Origin of the sequence: Rudaea sp. (assembly GCF_047601565.1) — a bacterium.
GTDB lineage: Bacteria > Pseudomonadota > Gammaproteobacteria > Xanthomonadales > Rhodanobacteraceae > Rudaea.
In genome coordinates this window covers 2,831,814-2,850,726 of the sequence record NZ_JASGIY010000001.1, presented here as the reverse complement: position 1 = coordinate 2,850,726, position 18,913 = coordinate 2,831,814, and the positions used below count along the sequence as shown (strand labels likewise).

The following is an 18,913-nucleotide window of genomic DNA, read 5'->3' as shown; positions in this document are numbered from 1 at the left end:
GCCCGCGCCTAGCGGGTTTTCTTCGCGGCTTTCTTCGCGACGGTCTTCTTCGCCGCCGAGCGCGAGGGTTTTTGCAGCGCGGCGACCTGCGCCTCGAGTTCGGCGATGCGCAAGTCCTTCGGATTCAGCATGAACGCGCCCTGCAGCGCGTCGGCAGGCATCGTGACACGCTGGCCGTAGGTCGTCGCGTAGATCACTTTCGGGTCGTCCCAGGAACCGAAGTAGGGAATGTTCTTCGGCGGCTCGGGCGTGATCCACTTCCTGCAGAATTCGTCGAACGGCTTGCCGCGCTTGATGCGCTCCTGGCGCGCCTTGGCGCGCAGCGCCTGCGTCGCGGCCTCGTCGACGACCAGGGTCTTTTCGTCGTAGACGACCTTGTAGATGTCGCGCGCGTTCTCGTGCGACATCAGGTCTTCAGCGAGATCCTTCATTACCAATTTCGGATCGCGCTCGAGCACGTCGCCGTAGCCGCCGCCCGAACCCTGGCAGATCATGTAGATCTCGCCGTCGTTGCAGACCTCGAAGGTCATGCCCATGTCGTTGCTCGAGTACTTGCCGCCCTTGATCGGCTGCTTGTTCATCAGTTCGACGATGTCAAACACCTCGACTACCTTCGGGTTCTTCTCGAGTTCCTCGAAGATGTTGATGCCCTTGATCTTCATGAGCTGGTACGACGGGCACGAATAGCCGCCGAACAGGCCCTGCGCCGATGGGAATTTGGAGCCCTCGCAGCCGGTCATGAAACCCCACATCGGCGTGCCGCGCGCGGTGGCGATCTGCTCGTAGCCCATGCCGGCGCGGTACTTGCCCCAGCCGATGCGGTCCTTGGCCAGGCGCTGCGCGCCGAGGCGGATGATCGGTGTGTCCTCCTCGTTGATTTCGTGCTCGCCCGAGTCGGCCATGAAGCCGAACACCGGCGAGATGCTGTGCTCGCCGTCGGCGTGCGAGCGCGCGCCCTGGCCGTTGCCGTTGATGTCGGCGCAGAAGTTGCCGGTGATCTCGCCGTGCTGGGTCAGGCCGCCGTAGATGAACGTGGCGGCCTGGTCGTACTGCGAGGCGACGATGGCGGAATAGCGGTGCGGCAGGCTGTAGTTGAACTTGGCCATCGGGATCGTCCACACCACGCAGCCTTTGAACAACGGCATCAGACTCATCGCCTGCGGCATCTCGCCCTCGGCGTCGAGGATCGAGTTGCGGTCGGTGAGGATCTCGATCGGCGACAGCACCGCCATCGTGTGCGGCAGGTCGGGCCAGATGTTCTGCAACAGGCCCGTGCACAGCGCGGCCTTGAAGCTGGCGATGTTGGTGTTGACGCTGCGATTGAGGAACTGCGGCGCGCTGCCGCGGAAGTCGAGCGTCATCCGGTCGCCCTTGACCGTGATCGCGCACGCGATCTTCTGCATTGCGTTCTCGCGCAGGCTCGAATCCATGAACTGCAGCACGCGCGTCGTGCCGTCGGGCAGCTCGCGGATGCGCCGGCGCATCTCGGCTTCGGTGTCCTCGAGATGCTGGCGCAGCGTGCCGACCACGAGATCGCGGCCGAACTGGTCGAGGATCGCGAGCATGCGCTCGCGCAGGCGCATGACCGCGTGCAGCTTGACCTTCATGTCTTCGAGTTGCAGTTTCGGATCGCGCACCGAGTTCTGCAGGAAGGTGACGAGGTCGCGCTTGAGCTCGAAGTTCTCCACGACCTTGAACGGCGACATCTTGATGCCTTCGTCGTACTTGCTCTCGGCCGCCGCCGGCAGGCCGCCCGGCTCGCAGGCGCCGTTCTCGCCCTCGTGGATCGTCGACGACAGCCAGCACACGAGCTCGCCCTGGTAGTACAGCGGCATCATCATCGACTGGTCGGTGTTGTGGATGCCGCCGTAGCGCGCGTCGTTGTGGATGAAGCCGTCGCCGTCCCTCACGCCGACGCTCTTGTCGTGGGTGAAATACTTGATGATGAAACGGATCGGATAGAAGCAGCACGCGGCGAACGCGATGATGCCGTAGGGCGCGATCATCGCGAGGTCGCCCTGCGCGGTGTAGACGCCGGTGACGAGGTCGCCCCACTTCGCGCCCGGCGCCGCGCCCATCTGGTTGACCATCTCATAGGCTTCCGACAACGCCGAGTTGATCAGTCCGCGCACGTGGTGAATCTGGTGCGGATCCAGGCCCTTGGCGATCGCCGCGTCTTCCATCGCCGAACGCGGCGACAGGCCGTGATTGCGCATGATTTCGGGATCGGGCCCGAGGAACAGCGTGTTGTCGGCGAGGAATTTCTCGCGCAGCGCGCGTTCTTCGTCTTTGCTGTGCACGTTCATGCCTTGCCTCCCGCGTCTTTGATGAACCACACGCCGCCCTGCGGCACGGAGTGATACGTCCAGCCCGGCTCGACCAGATACGTCGTCGCGCGCGTGACGACGATGGCCGGCCCCACGATCTTCGTGCCCGGCTCGCGCGCCGCCTCGTCGTAGACCGGCGTGTCGAACGGCGTGTCGTGGCCGACGAAATGCACCTTGCGCGTGCTGGCCGGCGCGGGCGCCGGTTTCTCGTTGCCGTCGAGCTTGAGCTTGGCGAACTTCACCGTCGGCTGCTCGACGTAGGAACAGACGCGGATCGTGTTGATGCGCACGCCGGTTTCCGGCGACTGGCTGCCACGGCCGAAACGTGCGCCGTAGCTCTCGTGGAACTGGTCCATCAGCGCAAGCACGTCGCGCTGCGAGTTCAGCCGCGAGAGGTTGCTCACCACCGCGGTCTGCACGCGCTGGTTGCCGTAGCGCATGTCGAGCTCGAGGCGGTACCTGATGTCTTTTTCCGCCATGCCCTGGCGCGTCAGGTCCTCGCGGCCGCGCCGCTCGAGATCCTCGACGCTGCGGTTGAACTTGTCGTAGTCGGAGAAGAACGACTTCGTCGACGGATTGAACAGCACCGTCCACGTGCTCATCTCGTGGATGTGCATCTGGTTGACGTTGCCCGCGCCGCAGGCCGAGAACGTCGACGAGAACGGCGGCGCGAGGATCTGCCTGACGCCGAGCGCGTTGGCGATGCCGCACGCATGCAGCGGGCCGTTGCCGCCGTAGGCGAGGATCGTGAAGTCCTTCGGCTCGTAGCCGCGCGTGCGCAGTTCGGTCGCGATGCCGTTGGCCATCTGCGAATCGACGGTCTTTTTCATCAGCTTCGCCGTCGCCACGACGTCGAGATCGAGTTCGTCGCAGAGCACGTCCTCGATCGCCTGGCGCGCGCGCTTCGGATTGAGCGGGATGCGGCCGTTGGCGTAGTTGGCCGGATCGAGATAGCCGAGGATCAGGTCGGCGTCGGTCACGGTCGGCTTGCTGCCGCCGCGGTCGTAGCACGCCGGGCCCGGATCGGAGCCGGCCGACTGCGGGCCGAGCTCGATCGTGTTGAACAGGCGCTCGTAGCGCGCGATCGAACCGCCGCCGGCGCCGAGCGTGACCAGATGCACCATCGGCACCGACACGAGCCAGCGGTCGATCACCGGATTGAAGTCGTAGTGCTTGACGCCGCCCTGGTCGACGATGCCGATGTCGAAGCTCGTGCCGCCCATGTCGGTGGCGACGACGTTGCCGAGTTCCGCGGCGGCGGCGAGGCATTCGCTCGCGGCGATGCCGGACACCGGGCCGGAGTGCACGGTCTGCAACGCGTCGGTCGAGTTGAGCTGCGCCATGCCGCCCGAGTTGTGGCTGACCAGCATCGGCTTCTTGTAGCCCTGCGCGCGCAGATTCAGTTCAAGCGTGCCGAGGCCGTGGTACATGGTCTGGTGCAGGAACGCATCCATGATCGTCGAGGTACCGCGCGCGTACTCTCCCTTTCTTCCTGCCACTTGATGCGACAACAAAATCGGAATCGCGCCGAGCAGGTGCGCCGGAAATTCGTCGCGGAAGATCTCGCGCACGCGCAGCTCGTGCGCGGGATTGATGACACTGTTGGTGAACAGCACGACGAGCGCCTCGGCGCCGGCGTCGACGAGTTCGCGGATGCGCAGACGCACGTCGTCCTCGTCGAGCTTCCAGAACACGTTGCCGGCGTAGTCGACGCGCTCGCGCACCTCGCGGATCATCGGGATCGGCACGATCGGCGGCGGCCGCTGCGCGTTCGGGATGTCCATCTGCTCGGGTTCGGTCAGGCCCTCGCCGTAGCCGCGCGCACGCGACAGCGGGATCGTGCTCTTGAAACCGGTCGTGACCAGCGCGCCGATGCGCGGTCCCTTGCGCTCGATCAGCGCGTTGGTGCCGAGCGTGGTCGCGTAGCGCACCGAATCGACCTCGGACAGCAGGGTCGTCGGCTCCACCTCGAGCTGCTTGCACGCGTCGGCCAGCGCTTCGTTGAAGCCGAGCGCGAGGTTGTGGTGCGTGGTCAGCGCCTTGGCTTCGATATAGGTGTGGTTCCAGACCACGAAACAGTCGGTGAAGGTGCCGCCGATATCGACAGAGACGCGCTTCATGATGGACTCCGCGAAGGGTTGGGGGCAATGAACGAAGAATGGGAGGCGAAGGCCCCCTTCCGGCTGTCGCCACCTTCCCCCGCTGCGCGGAGGAAGGATTCCCTCACGAAGGGTCGTCGCTTTTCCCCTCCCCTGCGCAGCGGGGGAAGGTGCCCGAAGGGCGGAAGGAGGCGCTTTTCGTTCTCCGCAGAAGAATCAATGCGCATGCCCGTGCTCCTTGTGCAACGCACGCTGCTTCTTGACCTTTTCCAGCGCCAGGTCGGGGCCCGGCTCGGGCTCGGCGACTTGCTTGCGGTCCTTCCATTGCAGCTTGAGCGCATCGATGTCGAACTCGATGTCGTGCAGCGGCGGATGGCCCGGCGGCAGGTATTCGGCCTCGACCAGCGTGCCGCATTGCGGACAGTAGTATTCGAGGATGCGGCACCAGGTCGGATCGGGCGAATAGGTGCGCTCGTATTTTTGCGGATCGAGCAACGGCTTGTGGATTTCGCGCGGATCGCGGTCGTGGACGAGCAGGCCGTGTTTGTAGTTGTCGCGCGCGCTGCCATGGACATGGCCGCAGCGCCGGCACTCCCACTTCTCGGTATCGAGATTGATGCGCAGGTATTCGGTAACGAGGACTTTCATGTCATGCCACCTCGCGGCTCAGGAGAATGTCGCCGGCTTCGTTGATCTCGAAGCGCCACCCGGCATCGATGCGCGCCGTGAAGAACGCTTCTTCGAGCACGGCCGGCCCCGCCGCGCCGGCACCGGCCTTCTGCTCCTCGACGCGGTACAGCGGAACGTCCACCGGCTTGCCGGCGATGTGCAACTGGCGCTTCGCGTTCGACTTCGCCGCCGTCGCCTTCGCGCCGAACTTGCCCGACATCGATGCGTGCTGGATCGGCTTGACCGCATGCAGCACCAGGATCGCGTCCTTGCCGACCCCCTTCGGCAGCTTCGTGTCATTGGCGCCGAGCGGCACTTCGCTGCCGTCCGCGCCCTGAACGGCCCAGCGCAGCTTGCAGGTCTTGATATCGACGCCTTCGGCGAACATGCCGTTCTTGGCGCGCTCCGCCAGATGCGCGCGCGCCTTGGCGAGATCGCCCGCGCCCGACAGCGGCAGCGCGTATTCGTGGCCGATGTCGGAGAAGCCGATGCCGAACGCGGAGAAGACCGCGGCCAGGCCCGGGATCAGCACGCGCCCGACGCCGACCGCATCTGCCACCTTGCACGCGACGAACGGCCCCGCGCCGCCGAACGCGGTCAGCGTGGTCTTCGCGTCGATCTTCGTATAGCCCTTGAGCGCGATCGCGATCTTGTCGACCCAGGCCTTTTCCATCGCCTGCGCCGCATCCGTGACCGACAGGCCGAGCGGCCTGGCCACGCGCTCCTCGATCGCGGCGCGCGCGCGCGCCGCGTCGATCTTCAGTTCGCCGCCGAAATACGAGGCCGGATCGAGCAGGCCCTGGATGAGGAAGGCGTCCGTGATCGTCGCCTCCTTGCCGCCGAAACCGAAGCAGGCCGGGCCGGGCGCGCTGCCGACGCTTTCGGGGCCGACCCGAATCTTCTTTCCCTCGGCGCGGATGATCGACGAACCGCCGACGCCGTGGCTTTGCACGTCGCACAACGCGAACGACGTCTCGACGTTCTCGACCTTGCCGTAGCGGTGCGCGCGCACTTCGTTGTTGCGCACCTCGCCGATGTCCGTCGTCGTGCCGCCGACGTCGAACATGACCAGATGCGGGAACCTGTAGTGCTTCGCCAGCGCCTTCGTGCCCTCGGCGCCGCCGCGCGGGCCGGAGCTGTAGGTCTTCACCGCGATCGTCTTGGCGATGCGCGCCGAATGGCCGTCGTTGCGGAAGATCAGCAGCGGATTGCGCGTCTTGTGCTCGCGCAGCCGGTGCTCGGCGTTGTAGAGAAAGCGCTCCATCGCCGGATGCAGGAACGCGTTGAACAAGGCCGTCCACGTGCGCCGCGCATCGTCGGCGTCCTCGACGACTTCGTGCGTGTAGAGCAACGGCACCGCGCCGAGCAGGTGCTGCGGAAACTTGTTGAGCAGGATCGTGCGGATGCGGCGCTCGACGTCGATGCGCCCCGGGCCGCCGATCGCGACGACGATGCGGTTCGCACCGCCCGAGGCGAGCCGGGTGACCGCGCGCGTCGCCGCCTGCTCGAACTCGGCGTCGCCGAGCGCGAGGTCGAGCCGCGCATGGCGGTCGCCGACGAGTCCGGCGAACAGCGACTTCGCATGCGCGCCGCCCTGCAGGTCGGCCGGCTTCAGCGTGCCGCCGTGGATCAGGCCGAGTTGCGGCCCCTTGCGCTCGACCAGCGCGTTGGTGCCCTGCGTCGTCGAGTAGCGGATGTAGTCGGTCGCCAGCAGCAGGCGCTGCAGGTCTTCCGCGCCGTAAAGCTCGCGCGAAGCCTTCTTCAACCCCTCGAAAAGGCATTTCGAGAGATCGTACGGCGTAGTCACCGTCTTAGTGCGATGCACGCGTACGCCATCGATGACGCAGATGTCGGTCAGCGTGCCGCCATTGTCGATATTGATCAGCATCTCTCGTCAGCTCCCTCCCGCTTCTTGTTCCGATCATGCATTCTTGTGCCGTGTGTGTTCTTGTATTTCTCCACCATCCGTTTTGCACAATCTCCGTGATGCGTGCACACGGCACGCGATGCCATTCACGTATTGCCCAGATGGATCCTCGATTTCTCCGCGCTGCTGCCGGCACCGTTCGCGATACAAGTCCTCGCCGATCTGGCGCCAAGGTGCTGCGCATCGAAGCGCCAGGCCACCCGTACTTGGAGCGCTCGATGACGCCGCAGATCGGTGCCGATTCGGCCACGCATGCCATTCTTCATCGCGGCAAGAGTTCATTCGCTCTCGACCTGAAGCGGCCAGAGTCGATTGCGATCGTGCGTCGATTGCTGCGTTCGGGTCGAATCAGAAGAACTGCCTCCTGGACGATCTAACGTATTTTTATGTTTACGTTAGATTTCGGATTCCGAAGCTGCTCTTGACCACCATCTGCACAAGGCGAACTGGCTGCGCATCGGTTGCGTCGATTGCCCGTCGACCGGCGGCCGACCGCCGCATGACGAAGCAATGTACGGCTATTTCAGGTAGTCGCATCCTGGCTGGCCGGGTAGCCGCCGCGACCCGCCCGGCGCTTCGATCGAGACAGGGCGAGATCGACGAGGTGACGCAGTAGTCTCTTGGCGCAGACAATGGCCGGCAATGGGTCGCGCAGGTCCAGATAAGCCCAGCTCCGGCAACGCAAGGTGGAAACGATCCACTGCCGGAAGCCCAATCGCCCCGCCTCGCGGAGCTGGCGAAAAGTCTGCAAGTCGCGATAGATGTCGATCCACCACAAGTGCCGCAACGGTGGACGCAACGGCAAACCGGGCGGCAAGCAGCCGGCGAGTTCCCGGTACGCCAGCGCGGGCAGGTTGAGGCCGCAATCGACGAGGTGCCCCACGCTCGAGAACGGCCTGGCGTTGAAGTCGATCAGATAGAAACGGCCGGTATCGCGTTCCAGCAGCCATTCGACGCCGAAGATCCCGTGATAGCGCAAGCCGCCGAGCAGTGTCTGCGTTTGCGTGATCAGAAGGTCGTCCCGTTCCGGTGGCAAACCCGAGGGGATTTCCCCGAACGAAGTCGCGCCGCAGTCCGGCTCGTTTTGCCGCCAACGTCGATGCGTCGCCATCTGGACCACGTGCCCTGCGGAATCACAAAGGCCATAGCAGTCGAAGACATAGCCGTCGCCGCCGTTTATCCAACGCTGCACGATCACCGCTTGCGCACCATTGCGATGCACATAATCGAGCAGCGCTTCGCGCGTGTCGAAATACTGGTTCTTTTGCTGCAACGAGGATCGCGGCACGCCGACGTAGAACGGCTTGAGCAGATACGGGGCCGCATGCACCGCGGACCACGCCTGAAGCTGTTCCGGCGTAGGCTCGACTATACCCGGCACGGTCGGCAATCCCAGACCTTCGGCGATCGCATACAGATGCTCTTTCGATACGATATGCGACAGGTCCGCGAAGCGGTTGTTCCAGATGCGAAAATGCGGGTCGAGCGTGGCCGCGAACTCGGACAGCAGCAACGCGTGCTCATCGCTGGTCGGAACCAGCATGGGCCGGTCGCCGTCGGCGCGCGGCGCGAGTCGCAGCAGGAATTCGATCAACGCCTCGCCATGCCGCGCCTCGGGAGGCACTTCCACGATCCGCGCGAGCCGCGTGTAGCGGACCAGATCGCGATCGGCCAACACGAGGGCCTGAACCGACAACCCGACACGGCGCAGTGCGCGCACCGTCGCCAAGCCGGTCAGCGTTCGGCAAAGTACGATAGCGTGGGGAATGGGTGAAATGGGGGAATTCCGATTTGCGAATGCCATTGCGTTACGATCCGACCCGGCCGCGGAGACCGCCACTTGCGCGACGGCAAACGGCGCGCCACAACGCCCTGACCCGGCGGGGTCAAACCAGAACATCACGCTCAAGCTCCCCAGCTTTTTCAGCGCACCCCCATACGACCAGCGACTGAATTGCGTCTTCGAGTTTGCCCGACTATAGCATTGCCGTTCACGCAAACACCACCAGCGCCGCTCGACCGGGCTCCTGCGCACGGCGAACGTGCCGGTCCGGAACTATCCGCCTACCGCCGAGTCTGTCGACGGAATACGCAAGGAGTCTTCGCATGAAACTGCCACGCCGCCTGCTCGCCGAGATCGCCGCGAACAAATCCCTGCTGCTGTTCCTCGCGCTGATGCTGATGTTCCGCTCCGCGGTCGCGGACTGGATGGTCGTACCGACAGGCTCGATGAATCCGACCATCGTCGAAGGCGATCGCATCCTCGTCGACAAGGCGGCTTACGGCCTGCGCGTGCCGTTCACGAACGTGCGCCTGACCCACGGCGGCGATCCGCAGCGCGGCGACATCGTGATCTTCCCTTCGCCGAAGGACGGCATCTCCCTGGTGAAGCGCGTGGTCGGCCTGCCAGGCGACACGATCGCGATGCGCGGCGAGCGTTTGTACATCAACGGCTTGCCGCTCGATTACGCGCCGACGCAGGAGGTTGCCGCCGACGGCGAACTGCCGGTCGCCACCCGCGGCCAGCAACGCGAATATTTCAGCGAAGTCCTCGGCGATGCGACGCATCCGATCATGTTGCTGCCGCAGCGTGACGCGATGCGTTCGTTCGGCCCGCTCACCGTGCCACAGGGGCACTACTTCATGATGGGCGACAGCCGCGACAACAGCGAGGATTCGCGCTACTTCGGCTCCGTGCCGCGCGACACCATCGTCGGCCGCGCGTATCGCGTGGCCTATTCGCTCGACGCGGACCGTGGGTACCGGCCACGCGGCGATCGCTTCTTCAGTCCGTTGAACTGAAGCGCCGCCCCAACCGGCAACGGTCAGACGATGCTGATTTTGACGTCGATGTTGCCGCGCGTCGCGTTCGAGTACGGGCACACCTCGTTGTGCGCGCGTTCGACCAGCTTCTGCGCGATTGCGCGGTCGACGCCGGGCATGGAGATTTTCAATTCCACCGCAATGCCGAAACCTTTCGGGATCGGACCGATGCTGACCGCGCTTTCGATCGTCGTGTCGGCCGGCACCTGCACCTTCTCCTGGCCGGCGACGAATTTCACCGCGCCGATGAAGCAGGCGGCATAACCCACCGCGAACAATTGCTCGGGATTGACGCCCTCGCCCGTGCCGCCCATTTCCTTCGGCGGCTTGAGCACGACATCGATGCATCCGTCGGACGAACGGCCGTGGCCATCGCGTCCGCCGGTCGCGGTGGCATGGGCGGTGTAGACGACTTTTTCGAGTTGGGTGGTCATGTGCGATCTCCTGCGGAATACGAATTGCCTGTTTTACCTTCGCCCGCCGGGAGAAGGTGGCGCGAAGCGCCGGATGAGGGAAGAGCGCTCAAAACTTGCGGACGTAGGGCGTAGAACATTATTGCAAGGCTTTTCCCTCATCCGCCCCTGCGAGGCACCTTCTCCCGAGGGGAGAAGGCAAGAAAAACTACTGCACCACGTCGACGCGCAGCTTCCGCGAATCGGCGCGGCCGCGGTCGTCGACCGCACGCAGAGTGTACTCGCCTGCCGCTGCGGGTTGCCAGAACAGCGTCTCGCCGGGTTTCGCCGCGCCGACGAAATCCTCGTCGACGAACCAATACAGTTCGCGCACACCCGCATCGACCGTCGCGTTGAAGGCGATGCGCTCCTCGCCTTCGCGGCTCGCGCGGCGCGTATACGTCGCGCCGCGCACTGGCGAGGTGATCTGCGGCGCCTGGCCGTCGTCGGCCGCGGCGGTGCAGTCGGGAATCGCCGGCGGCGCGCGCCGCGGCACGCCGGCTTGGCGGAACACCTTCGCGAGATCGGTCGACCAGAACTCGAACACTTCGGTCCGCGTTTTCGCGGGATCGTAAGGCGGACACGCGGCCTGGCCGGTCGCCGTGTCGATCACGACCGGCCGGTGCACCGTGCTGACCCGGATCGGCGACTTGCCCGGGATGAACCACGTCATGCCGCGCTGCGGGCACCAGGCATTCGGCAGGTCGCCGCTGGCCAGGCAGATTTCCACGCGCTTGAGGTTCTTCGGCATCGCATGCGCCGGCTCGCGCATCTGCGCATCGCGCGCGCGCAGGGCGTCGACGATGTGGAAGAACAGCGGCGCCGCGGTCTCGACGCCGACGAAGGCCGGATTGCCGCTGCCGTCGAAGTTGCCGACCCAGACGACGAGCACGTAGGGCCCGACGATGCCCGCAGTCCAAGCGTCGCGGAAACCCCAGGACGTGCCCGTCTTCCAATACACCGGCAATCCGCCGGGCTGCGAGATCAGCGTGTCGTCGGGACGCGGATTCTGGCGCAGCATGTCGAGGACCATGAAGCTGGCTTCTTCGCTCAGCATGCGCGCGCCCTGCGCGCGCGGTTCGTCGCCGCGGCGGCGCAGCGGCTGCAGGGAACCGCGGTTGGCGAGCATCGCGTAGAGCCGCGCGAGTTCCTCCATCGTCACCTCGCCGCCGCCGAGCACGAGCGCGAGACCATAGAAATCCTCGTTCGCCATGCGGCTGATGCCGGCGTCCTTTAGGAACTGGTAGAAATCGGGATTCTTCAATTTCGACGCAATGTATACCGCCGGGATGTTGCGGCTGCGCACGAGCGCCTCGGTTGCCGTGACCGGCCCGAGGAAGCGCCCATCGAAATTCTCCGGCGCGAACGGGCCGAACGCGGTCGGTACGTCGCGCAGCACGGTCTGCGGGTGCAGCACGCCCTGGTCGAAGCCGAGCGCGTAGATGAACGGTTTGAGCGCGGAGCCCGGCGAACGCTTGGCCAGCGCGCCATCGACCTGGCCCGCGATCGCGTCGTCAAAATAATTCGCCGATCCGACCAGCGCCTTGATGCCGAGATCGCGCGTGTCGACGAGCAGCGCGACCGCATTGCGCACACCTCGCGCGTCGTTCTGAACGACGTGATTTTTCACCTGGCGTTCGAGCACGCGCTGCAGGTCGAGGTCGAGCGTGGTGTTCAGAACGGGCGTCGTCCTGCCGTTGAGCCGCGCATCGGCCAGCGCTTCCTCGACGAAGTGCGGCGCGAGGAACGGCAGGTTGGCCGGCGCGCGCAGGCGCAGCGGCAGCTGCATCAGCGCTGCGGCATCTTTGTCTTCCGGATGCTTTGCGAGCCAGCGCTTGAACAGGCGCGCACGGGCGGCGAACAGGCGCGAGTTGATGACGTCCGGTTCGCCGTTGCTCTTTTGCTCGTCGCCCGCTGCCCGTCGATTCGGCTCCTGCGGAATCACCGCGAGCGTCAGCGCCTCCGGCAACGTCAGCGCGGACACCGGCTTGTCGAAATAGATCAAACTCGCCGCGCCCGCGCCTTCGATATTGCGTCCGTACGGCGCATAGTTGAGATACGCCTCGAGGATCGCGTCCTTCGAATAGCACAGTTCCATCTCGACCGCGCGCAGCACCTGGCGCAGCTTGCCGCCCGGCGTGCGCGTATTGAGCCGGTAGACGAGCCGCGCGAGCTGCATCGTCAGCGTCGAGCCGCCCTGGCGATTGCCGCCGCGCACGTAGCTCACCCACGCGCCACGCGCGAGGCTGAGCGGATTGAAGCCCGGATGCCAGCGGAACCACGCGTCCTCGTGCAGCATCACGCCCTGCACGAGCGCGGCCGGCATCTGCGCGAGCGGCACCCACTGCCGGTAGTGATCGTCGCTGGCCAGGGTCAGGCGCAGCAGACGGCCGTGGTCGTCGTACACGGCCGTCGAACCCGGCGCGAGCTGCGACAGCGGCGCGTGCGGCCAGAGACGGATGCCGGCCAGCGCGAGCGCGATCAGCAGTGCGGCCATCAGCCAGTTTTGCCGGCGCTGGACGAAATGGATTGCAATCTTCCACATGCGTCTTTCCGACATGAAATGGCAGTCTATTTCTTCTTCACCTCGATCTTTGCTCCCAGCGAACGTGCCTGCACCGTGTGGTCGTACATGGCTTCGCCGTAAGCGGGCGGTACGACGAAGCTGCCGGCGTTGGTCGCGCGGATGCGATAGACGAATTCGTTGACCGAGCGCGAGGCGGTGCCGTAGAGAACGACGCGGTCTTCGCGCACGTCGGCGTATTCGAGCGACCAATTCGATCCGCTCACGCCGATCGGCGAATGCCACGCAGGCTGCTGTGCGGCGGCGTTGTCGGCGTTCGCGCCGCCGGCGCCGACGTCCTCCGCCGGTGCCGGCGGCGGGTTCTGCACGACTTCGAAGCCGCCGGGCAGCAGGTCGACGATGGCGACGTTGCCGATCGTGTCGACTTCGGTTGCGCGGATCTTCAGGTGCACGTCGATTTCCTGGCCGAGCGTCGCGGAGGCGATCACCTTGCCGTCGGTGTCGGTGAATTCGCGGATGATTTCGAGGCCCTGCTTCAATTCGGTCTGCGGCGGCGCGCGGTCGTAGCCGGCGACGGTGACGGCGTACCAGGCGTGCGCGTCGGCGCCATTGTCGATACGCAGGCCGGTCGCGGCGGCGTCGAATGCCGCGCGCACGAGCGCGCCCGGCTGCTGGGTCAGCGGCTTCGCCGTGCCGTCCTTGAGCAGCGCCTCGAGCGCGAGCTTGTCGGCGCCGGCCTGCGCGCCGTAGGCGTCGAGCGCGAGGATGGTCTGCGCCGACGACAGCGTGTTGTACCAGCCGCGCTGCACCGGCCGCAACAGGTTGGCGACGGCCGCGGGCGACAGCGCCTTCGCGCGCTCGGGGAAGTGTTTGGCGATCAGGTAGAGGATGCCGGCGTCGCGCACGAGCGGGCCGTAGTACGAGTACGGCTGGAAGCGATAGGCGTTTTCGATCGTCGAACGCGTGAGCTGGGCCTGCGGACCGGCGATCAGCGCGTCCGCCTCGCGGTCCTGCTTGAGCAGCTTGAGCGAGGCGGCGAGGTAGCCCGCGGCGAGGTCGTCGCGCCAGACCTTGGTATGGCGGTCGTCGAGGCGCTTCTGCACGGCAGCGAGATAGTTCGTCGTCACCGTGCCCTGGCGCGTGAGCAGGTACACGGCGAACGCGCGCTCGCGCAGGCCGTCGAGCGAGCCGTCGCTTTCGTCCGCGGCGAGCTGCATCAGGTAGCGCTCGCCCGAGTCGAGCATGTCGCCGGGCAGGCGCTGGCCGCGCTCCTTCGCTTCGATCAGGAACTGCATCGCATAGACCGAGGCGAAGCGATGCGACTGCGGCGTCGAGGTCCACAGGCCGAACCCGCCTTCGTTGTTCTGGCGCGAGTGCATCACCGCGAACAGGCCCTGCAGCGGATCGCCCGCCGGCTTCACCGGCTTGCCGTTCGCGTCGACGGCGAGGCTGCCGTACTCGGGGTGCGCGGCGAACACCAGCGACGGCACGCCCTGGCTGATCAACTGCTCGGTGCAGCGGTGCGGGAAATCGGCGAGATACGCGGACAATCCCTGCGCGAGCACGAGCGGCGTGTACGCAGCGGAAATATTGCGCTTGGCGAACGCGTCGAACACCTGGCGCAAATCCTTGACCTCGGCCGAGCCCTTGTCGAGATCGCCGACGGCGAGGTCGCTGCGGTAGGCCGACGCCGGCCGCACCGACACTTCGGTGCCGATCTTCGCGAACTTGTCGTTGTAGCTCGCGCGGAAGTCGAGCTTGGCCGAGCCGAGCGTGTCCTTCGCGCGCAGCCTGTAGACGACGACGCCTTCCTTCATCTCGCCGAGCGTCACGGTCTGTTCGGCCGCGCCGACGACTTCGAGCCCGGCCGACGGCGCGAACGCGAGCTTGACCGGCACCTCTTTGCCGCCGAGACCGGTCAGGTTGTTGGCGACGCCGACGCTGACCTCGAACTCGTCGCCCGGCGCGACCATGTTCGGCACGTTCGGCGAGAGCACGAAGTCGCCGCGCACGGTCGCGGTGTTCTGCGCGATGCCGATCTTGTCCACGCGCACGGCCACGGCCATCACGCGCAGCTTGCCGTTGAAGTCGTCGGGCACGGTCCAGGTGAATTCACGGCTGTCCTTGATGTCGACGATGCCGCTCCACCACGCCACCGGTTCCTTGCGCTTCTTCTTGAACGGATTCAAATGGCGCGCGAGCAATTCGTCGGCGTCGCCGCCCGGCGCGGCCATGCCGACGAGTTTGGAGAACTCGGGCAGGATCAGATCGAGGATCTGGCTCGTCTTCACATCAAGCATGCGCTTGCGGAAGAAGAAGTCCAGCGGGTCGCCGAGCTTGTAGCGCGCGACCTGCAGGATGCCTTCGTCGACCGCGAACACCGCGACGCGCGAAGACTGCACGACATCGACCTTCATCCTGAGCACGTCGCCCGGCTTGACCAGACTCGGCACGTCGATCCGGGTCACGTCGCGACGCGCGTCGCGGTTCACCGAAAACGGCACGACGCCGTAGCTCAGCGGACTCATGAAGATTTCGTCGGACGATGGATCGCGCACGAACTGCACGTTGACGTAGCCATTGCCCTCGAAGTCCTTCGGCACGCCGATCTTCTGCACCGAGCCCGAGGTCGCCGCCTTGAACCACGCGTGCGCATAGACCTTGTCGCGCTCGATCGTGATCAGGCCGTTGCCCGCGTACGGCGCGCGGATCGCGATTTCGATCTCCTCGCCCGGCGCGTAATCGTGCTTGTTCAGCGCGAGCTGCAATTCGGCGTTGCGTTCGAGCGAGCGCGTCAGGTTCGCCTCGCCGGCGACGCTGTAATCGACGCGGTTCAATTCCTCGCCTTTGGCGTTGCGCACGACGAGGGCGAAGCTGCCCGGCTTGTCGGTCGGCAACGCGAAATCGCTGCCGTTTGCCGCGATCGACAAGGACACTTCGCTTACGGCCACGTCCTTGGCTTTGGATTCGTATTTGTATACTCCGGAATCCTGCTTGGTCAGGATCGACACGTAGCGGCGTTCGATGATCGCGGCTTTCAAACCGCCGACGGCGATCCTCGATGCACCAGGATCGATCGCGATCAGGTTGACGCTGCGCTTCGCATCGCGCTGGACGAAGCCGAGATCGCCGTCGGTCTTCGCGCCGACGAGATAGTCGAGCGAGGACACGAGTTGGCTCGCCTGCGCGGCGACGTTGCGCCCGCCTTCGGCCTCGTAGCCCTTGGCGAAGAAGCGCAACTGATACGTCGCGTTCGCGTACTTCGACAGATCGAGCGGGAACTCGGCCTCGCCTTTCTCGTCCGTCGTGCGTTCGCCGAGCGGGTCGGAATAACCTTCCTTCGCGCGCTGCGGATCGAAGAACTTGTAGTCGGGATAGCCGCGGAAACCGGGGATCGACGGCGTCAGCGTCAGCGTCGCCTCGACGCGGCGGTTCTGCGCCGGCGTGCCGAACAGGTTCTGCAGCGAGAACAGCGCCTTCAGTCCGTCCGGCTTCACCCAGCCGTCGGGCGAGTTCGCCGACAACCGCGCTTCGGCCTTCATGCGGTCGGGCAGGAATTCCTTGATCTGCACGCCGACCGAGCCGATCTGCGCATCGGCTTTTCCGTCCTTGGAAATGTAGACGTTGACGTTCCAGGTGCCGGTCGGCGAGCTCTCCTGGGTCGTGTAGTCGACACCGAGGAAACCGGCCGTGTCGACGCGCAGCCGGCGCGTGTCGACGACGGTACCGCGCGCATCGGTGATCTCGGCGATCAGCGGAATGCCGTCGAGCGGTTTGGTCCAGTCCGCCGCGCGCACGATGACACCGACATGGAACGTGTCGCCGGGACGATAGATACCGCGGTCGGAAAAAAGATAGGCGCCCAGACGCCCCGCGTTCTTCGCGTTGCGTTCGCCGCCGATGTCGAAGCGCGAGAAGTCGAGCGAGCGGTCGCGCTCGCCGACCGGCAGGAACGAAAAATCGTCGGCCTTGCGCACGACGAACATCGCCGGCGCTTTCTCGCGCGTCATGCCGTCGAGCGCATCGACGTGTACGTGGCCGCTCGCGTCGGTCGCATGCGAAACCAGCGTCTGCCCGTTCTTGCCGACCACGTCGACGCCGGCGCCTTCGACAGGGGCACCCGTGCGGATCGATTGCACGAAAACGTCGTAGCTGCCGTCGAGCGACTTCTTCGCGATCATGCCGAGGTCGGTGACGACGACCAGACGCTCGTCGCCTTCGTACGCATAGGGACCATCGCCCACACCCTCACCATCCGAAGCGGTGTCCTCGTCGCCCTGCTCGGATTCGTCCGCATTCGCGTCTGATTCTGCTTTCTTTTCTTCCGGCTTTAATTCGCCGAGCTTGAGCAGGAACACGCCATGCTTCGCATTTGCGCCGCTGCCGAAGTATTTGCCGAGATCGAGGCCCTCGAAATGCGCCTTGGTGGGATCGCCTTCGCCGAACGGCACTTTCTGCACGAAGCGCTCGGTGATTTCATCGGCGTTGAGCGAATACAACTGCGGCTTGGCGTAGGTGCCCTGATTGAAGCCGACCAGATGCTGCAACTGATCGGGCAGCACGCGCGCGACCTCGACCTGCATGCCGGGCATGTTGCGCGCAACCACGGCCACGCGCTTGTCGCCGGTGAGCGACAACAACGCGCCGTCGGCCATGAAGCGCAGCATGCGCGGATACTCTGGCACCGCGATGACGTTGGCCACACTCTTGCCGAGGACATAGCCGCCGAACGACTTCAGGCCTTTGTCCACTTTTACATAAATATACCGGCCCGGATCGACGTGGTACTTGAAACTGGCGAGTTCGGCGTAATCGTGTTCGGCCGGCATCGCGTCGAGCTTCAGCTTTTCCGACGCCTTGAGCGTGTCCTCGCCGACTTCGCTTTCGTTCCACGCATACGGCTGCTCGCCGCGCTCAGCCTCGGGCGTCCCCGGGTTGTACTTCGGCAGCAGCCATACGGTCACCGCCCTGGCTACGTCGCGCTCGCCGACAGGTTGGGAAGCGCTGACCACGAGCACCTGCTCCGGTTCGAATTTGGCGTTGTCGACCAGGGTCGCCTCGACGTTCTCGATGCGCAGGCTGTACAGACCCGGCACGGCGACCGTGCCGTCGAGAGTCTTGTCGGTCGCCGGCCCGCCTCGCGCGGCTTTGACGCCCGCGGCGACCGCATATGTCAACGTCGCATCGTCGGACGGAATCGTCAGCGGTTCGGAGTGGACGAAGGCGTTGACCTTGCGCTCGTCGTAGGTGACGGAAAACTTCTTCGGCATCGACGCCGACCTGGCGCCCGACAAGGTCAGCGTCACTGCCTTTTCGAAACTCGCGGGATCGACCGGATGGGTGAAGCGTGCGTGGATCACGGCCTTCTTCGCCGTCGCGTCCTGCGGATCCTGGTAGAACTCGCCCTGGACGATGCTCGCCTCAAACGACGCACTGGCGAATTCGAGGCTATCCTTGCCGACTTTGACGTGCTCGGCGAACGCGAGCTTCGGATCGAAATCCACGGTGTATTTCTGCCCTACCGGCCAGTCGTCCTTCGGCAGGAAATCCAGTTCGCGATCGTTGAGCCAAGTCCAGGTGCCGGCGAGTCCGGGCTGCATCGCGATGCCAGTGGTCGGCGACTTGCCGACCAGCGCCAGCGGTGCCGCCGATTTGCTGAAGACGATGTGCAGCGGATGTACGACGAGCTTGCGCGCTTCCTCGTCGTAGCCGGTCAGCAGCGGTGCCTGCACGCTGAACGTCGCCGGCACCTCGGCCACGGGCCGGGGACGGTCGCGCCACGTGCGATAGCCGACCGCACCGCCGACGCCAAGCATGAGCAGCGCAGCGAGGATGCCCGCCGAGCGCACCGGCCGCGCCTGCACACCACCGCCAAGTCGGCTCCATCCCGCGCCGACCGCGCGCGCCCATGGCGGCGCGTCCCAGCCGATGCGACCAATGAAGAACGACAGCACCGTGCCGACGAGCCGCAACAGCATCAGCGGCAGGTTCCAGATGAAATTCAGCAGCCCCATGATCCATTTCGTCCTTTTTGCGTTTCGTGCGCTTGCGCGCGTGAATTCGTCGCGTCCACCGGACGCAATTCCGTCCAA

10 protein-coding genes are annotated in these 18,913 nt (G+C 65.3%); 2 read left to right on the top strand and 8 right to left on the bottom strand.

Annotated features, from left to right (window positions below):
- Window positions 1-8: 8 nt before the first annotated feature.
- The 4 genes from QM741_RS12490 to QM741_RS12475 all read right to left on the bottom strand — a co-directional run bounded on the left by QM741_RS12490 (window position 9) and on the right by QM741_RS12475 (window position 6,983).
- A complete protein-coding gene (locus QM741_RS12490) occupies window positions 9-2,306 on the bottom strand; it encodes a hydantoinase B/oxoprolinase family protein (protein ID WP_415208012.1) in 2,298 nt (765 codons plus the stop codon).
- Window positions 2,303-4,447: a hydantoinase/oxoprolinase family protein gene (locus tag QM741_RS12485; RefSeq protein ID WP_415208011.1), complete on the bottom strand. Its 2,145-nt coding sequence runs from the start codon at window positions 4,445-4,447 to the stop codon at window positions 2,303-2,305. The genes QM741_RS12490 and QM741_RS12485 overlap by 4 nt, the downstream gene beginning before the upstream one ends.
- Window positions 4,448-4,642: 195 nt before the next feature.
- Window positions 4,643-5,074 carry an acetone carboxylase subunit gamma gene (locus tag QM741_RS12480; protein ID WP_415208010.1) on the bottom strand — a complete coding sequence of 144 codons (432 nt, stop codon included), beginning with the start codon at window positions 5,072-5,074 and terminating at the stop codon, window positions 4,643-4,645.
- Window position 5,075: 1 nt separating this feature from the next.
- Entirely contained in the window at window positions 5,076-6,983 is a 1,908-nt protein-coding gene (locus QM741_RS12475) for a hydantoinase/oxoprolinase family protein (RefSeq protein WP_415208009.1), read from the bottom strand.
- Window positions 6,984-7,195: 212 nt separating this feature from the next.
- On the opposite strand from QM741_RS12475, the gene QM741_RS12470 reads away from it, so the two are divergent.
- The gene (locus QM741_RS12470) at window positions 7,196-7,399 is read left to right on the top strand and encodes a CoA transferase (protein ID WP_415208008.1); all 204 of its coding nucleotides are present in this window, start codon (window positions 7,196-7,198) and stop codon (window positions 7,397-7,399) included.
- A gap of 146 nt (window positions 7,400-7,545) precedes the next feature.
- Here QM741_RS12470 and QM741_RS12465 read toward each other — a convergent pair whose 3' ends face one another.
- Window positions 7,546-8,931 carry a hypothetical protein gene (locus QM741_RS12465; RefSeq protein ID WP_415208007.1) on the bottom strand — a complete coding sequence of 462 codons (1,386 nt, stop codon included), beginning with the start codon at window positions 8,929-8,931 and terminating at the stop codon, window positions 7,546-7,548.
- A gap of 197 nt (window positions 8,932-9,128) precedes the next feature.
- On the opposite strand from QM741_RS12465, the gene lepB reads away from it, so the two are divergent.
- Entirely contained in the window at window positions 9,129-9,824 is a 696-nt protein-coding gene (lepB, locus tag QM741_RS12460) for a signal peptidase I (protein WP_415208006.1), read from the top strand.
- A gap of 23 nt (window positions 9,825-9,847) precedes the next feature.
- Here lepB and QM741_RS12455 read toward each other — a convergent pair whose 3' ends face one another.
- The 3 genes from QM741_RS12455 to QM741_RS12445 all read right to left on the bottom strand — a co-directional run bounded on the left by QM741_RS12455 (window position 9,848) and on the right by QM741_RS12445 (window position 18,835).
- On the bottom strand, window positions 9,848-10,279 hold the full coding sequence (locus QM741_RS12455; protein WP_415208005.1) for an organic hydroperoxide resistance protein: 432 nt from the start codon (window positions 10,277-10,279) through the stop codon (window positions 9,848-9,850).
- Window positions 10,280-10,466: 187 nt separating this feature from the next.
- Window positions 10,467-12,842, bottom strand: a complete 2,376-nt coding sequence (pbpC, locus tag QM741_RS12450) for a penicillin-binding protein 1C (RefSeq protein WP_415208004.1) — start codon at window positions 12,840-12,842, stop codon at window positions 10,467-10,469.
- Between the two features lie 26 nt (window positions 12,843-12,868).
- Window positions 12,869-18,835 carry an MG2 domain-containing protein gene (locus tag QM741_RS12445; protein WP_415208003.1) on the bottom strand — a complete coding sequence of 1,989 codons (5,967 nt, stop codon included), beginning with the start codon at window positions 18,833-18,835 and terminating at the stop codon, window positions 12,869-12,871.
- Window positions 18,836-18,913: the final 78 nt, after the last annotated feature.

Coding starts and splice junctions, on each gene's coding strand:
- QM741_RS12490 (WP_415208012.1), bottom strand. CDS start 2,306: ATGAACGTGCACAGCAAAGACGAAGAACGCGCGCTGCGCGAGAAATTC.
- QM741_RS12485 (WP_415208011.1), bottom strand. CDS start 4,447: ATGAAGCGCGTCTCTGTCGATATCGGCGGCACCTTCACCGACTGTTTC.
- QM741_RS12480 (WP_415208010.1), bottom strand. CDS start 5,074: ATGAAAGTCCTCGTTACCGAATACCTGCGCATCAATCTCGATACCGAG.
- QM741_RS12475 (WP_415208009.1), bottom strand. CDS start 6,983: ATGCTGATCAATATCGACAATGGCGGCACGCTGACCGACATCTGCGTC.
- lepB (WP_415208006.1), top strand. CDS start 9,129: ATGAAACTGCCACGCCGCCTGCTCGCCGAGATCGCCGCGAACAAATCC.
- QM741_RS12455 (WP_415208005.1), bottom strand. CDS start 10,279: ATGACCACCCAACTCGAAAAAGTCGTCTACACCGCCCATGCCACCGCG.
- pbpC (WP_415208004.1), bottom strand. CDS start 12,842: ATGTGGAAGATTGCAATCCATTTCGTCCAGCGCCGGCAAAACTGGCTG.
- QM741_RS12445 (WP_415208003.1), bottom strand. CDS start 18,835: ATGGGGCTGCTGAATTTCATCTGGAACCTGCCGCTGATGCTGTTGCGG.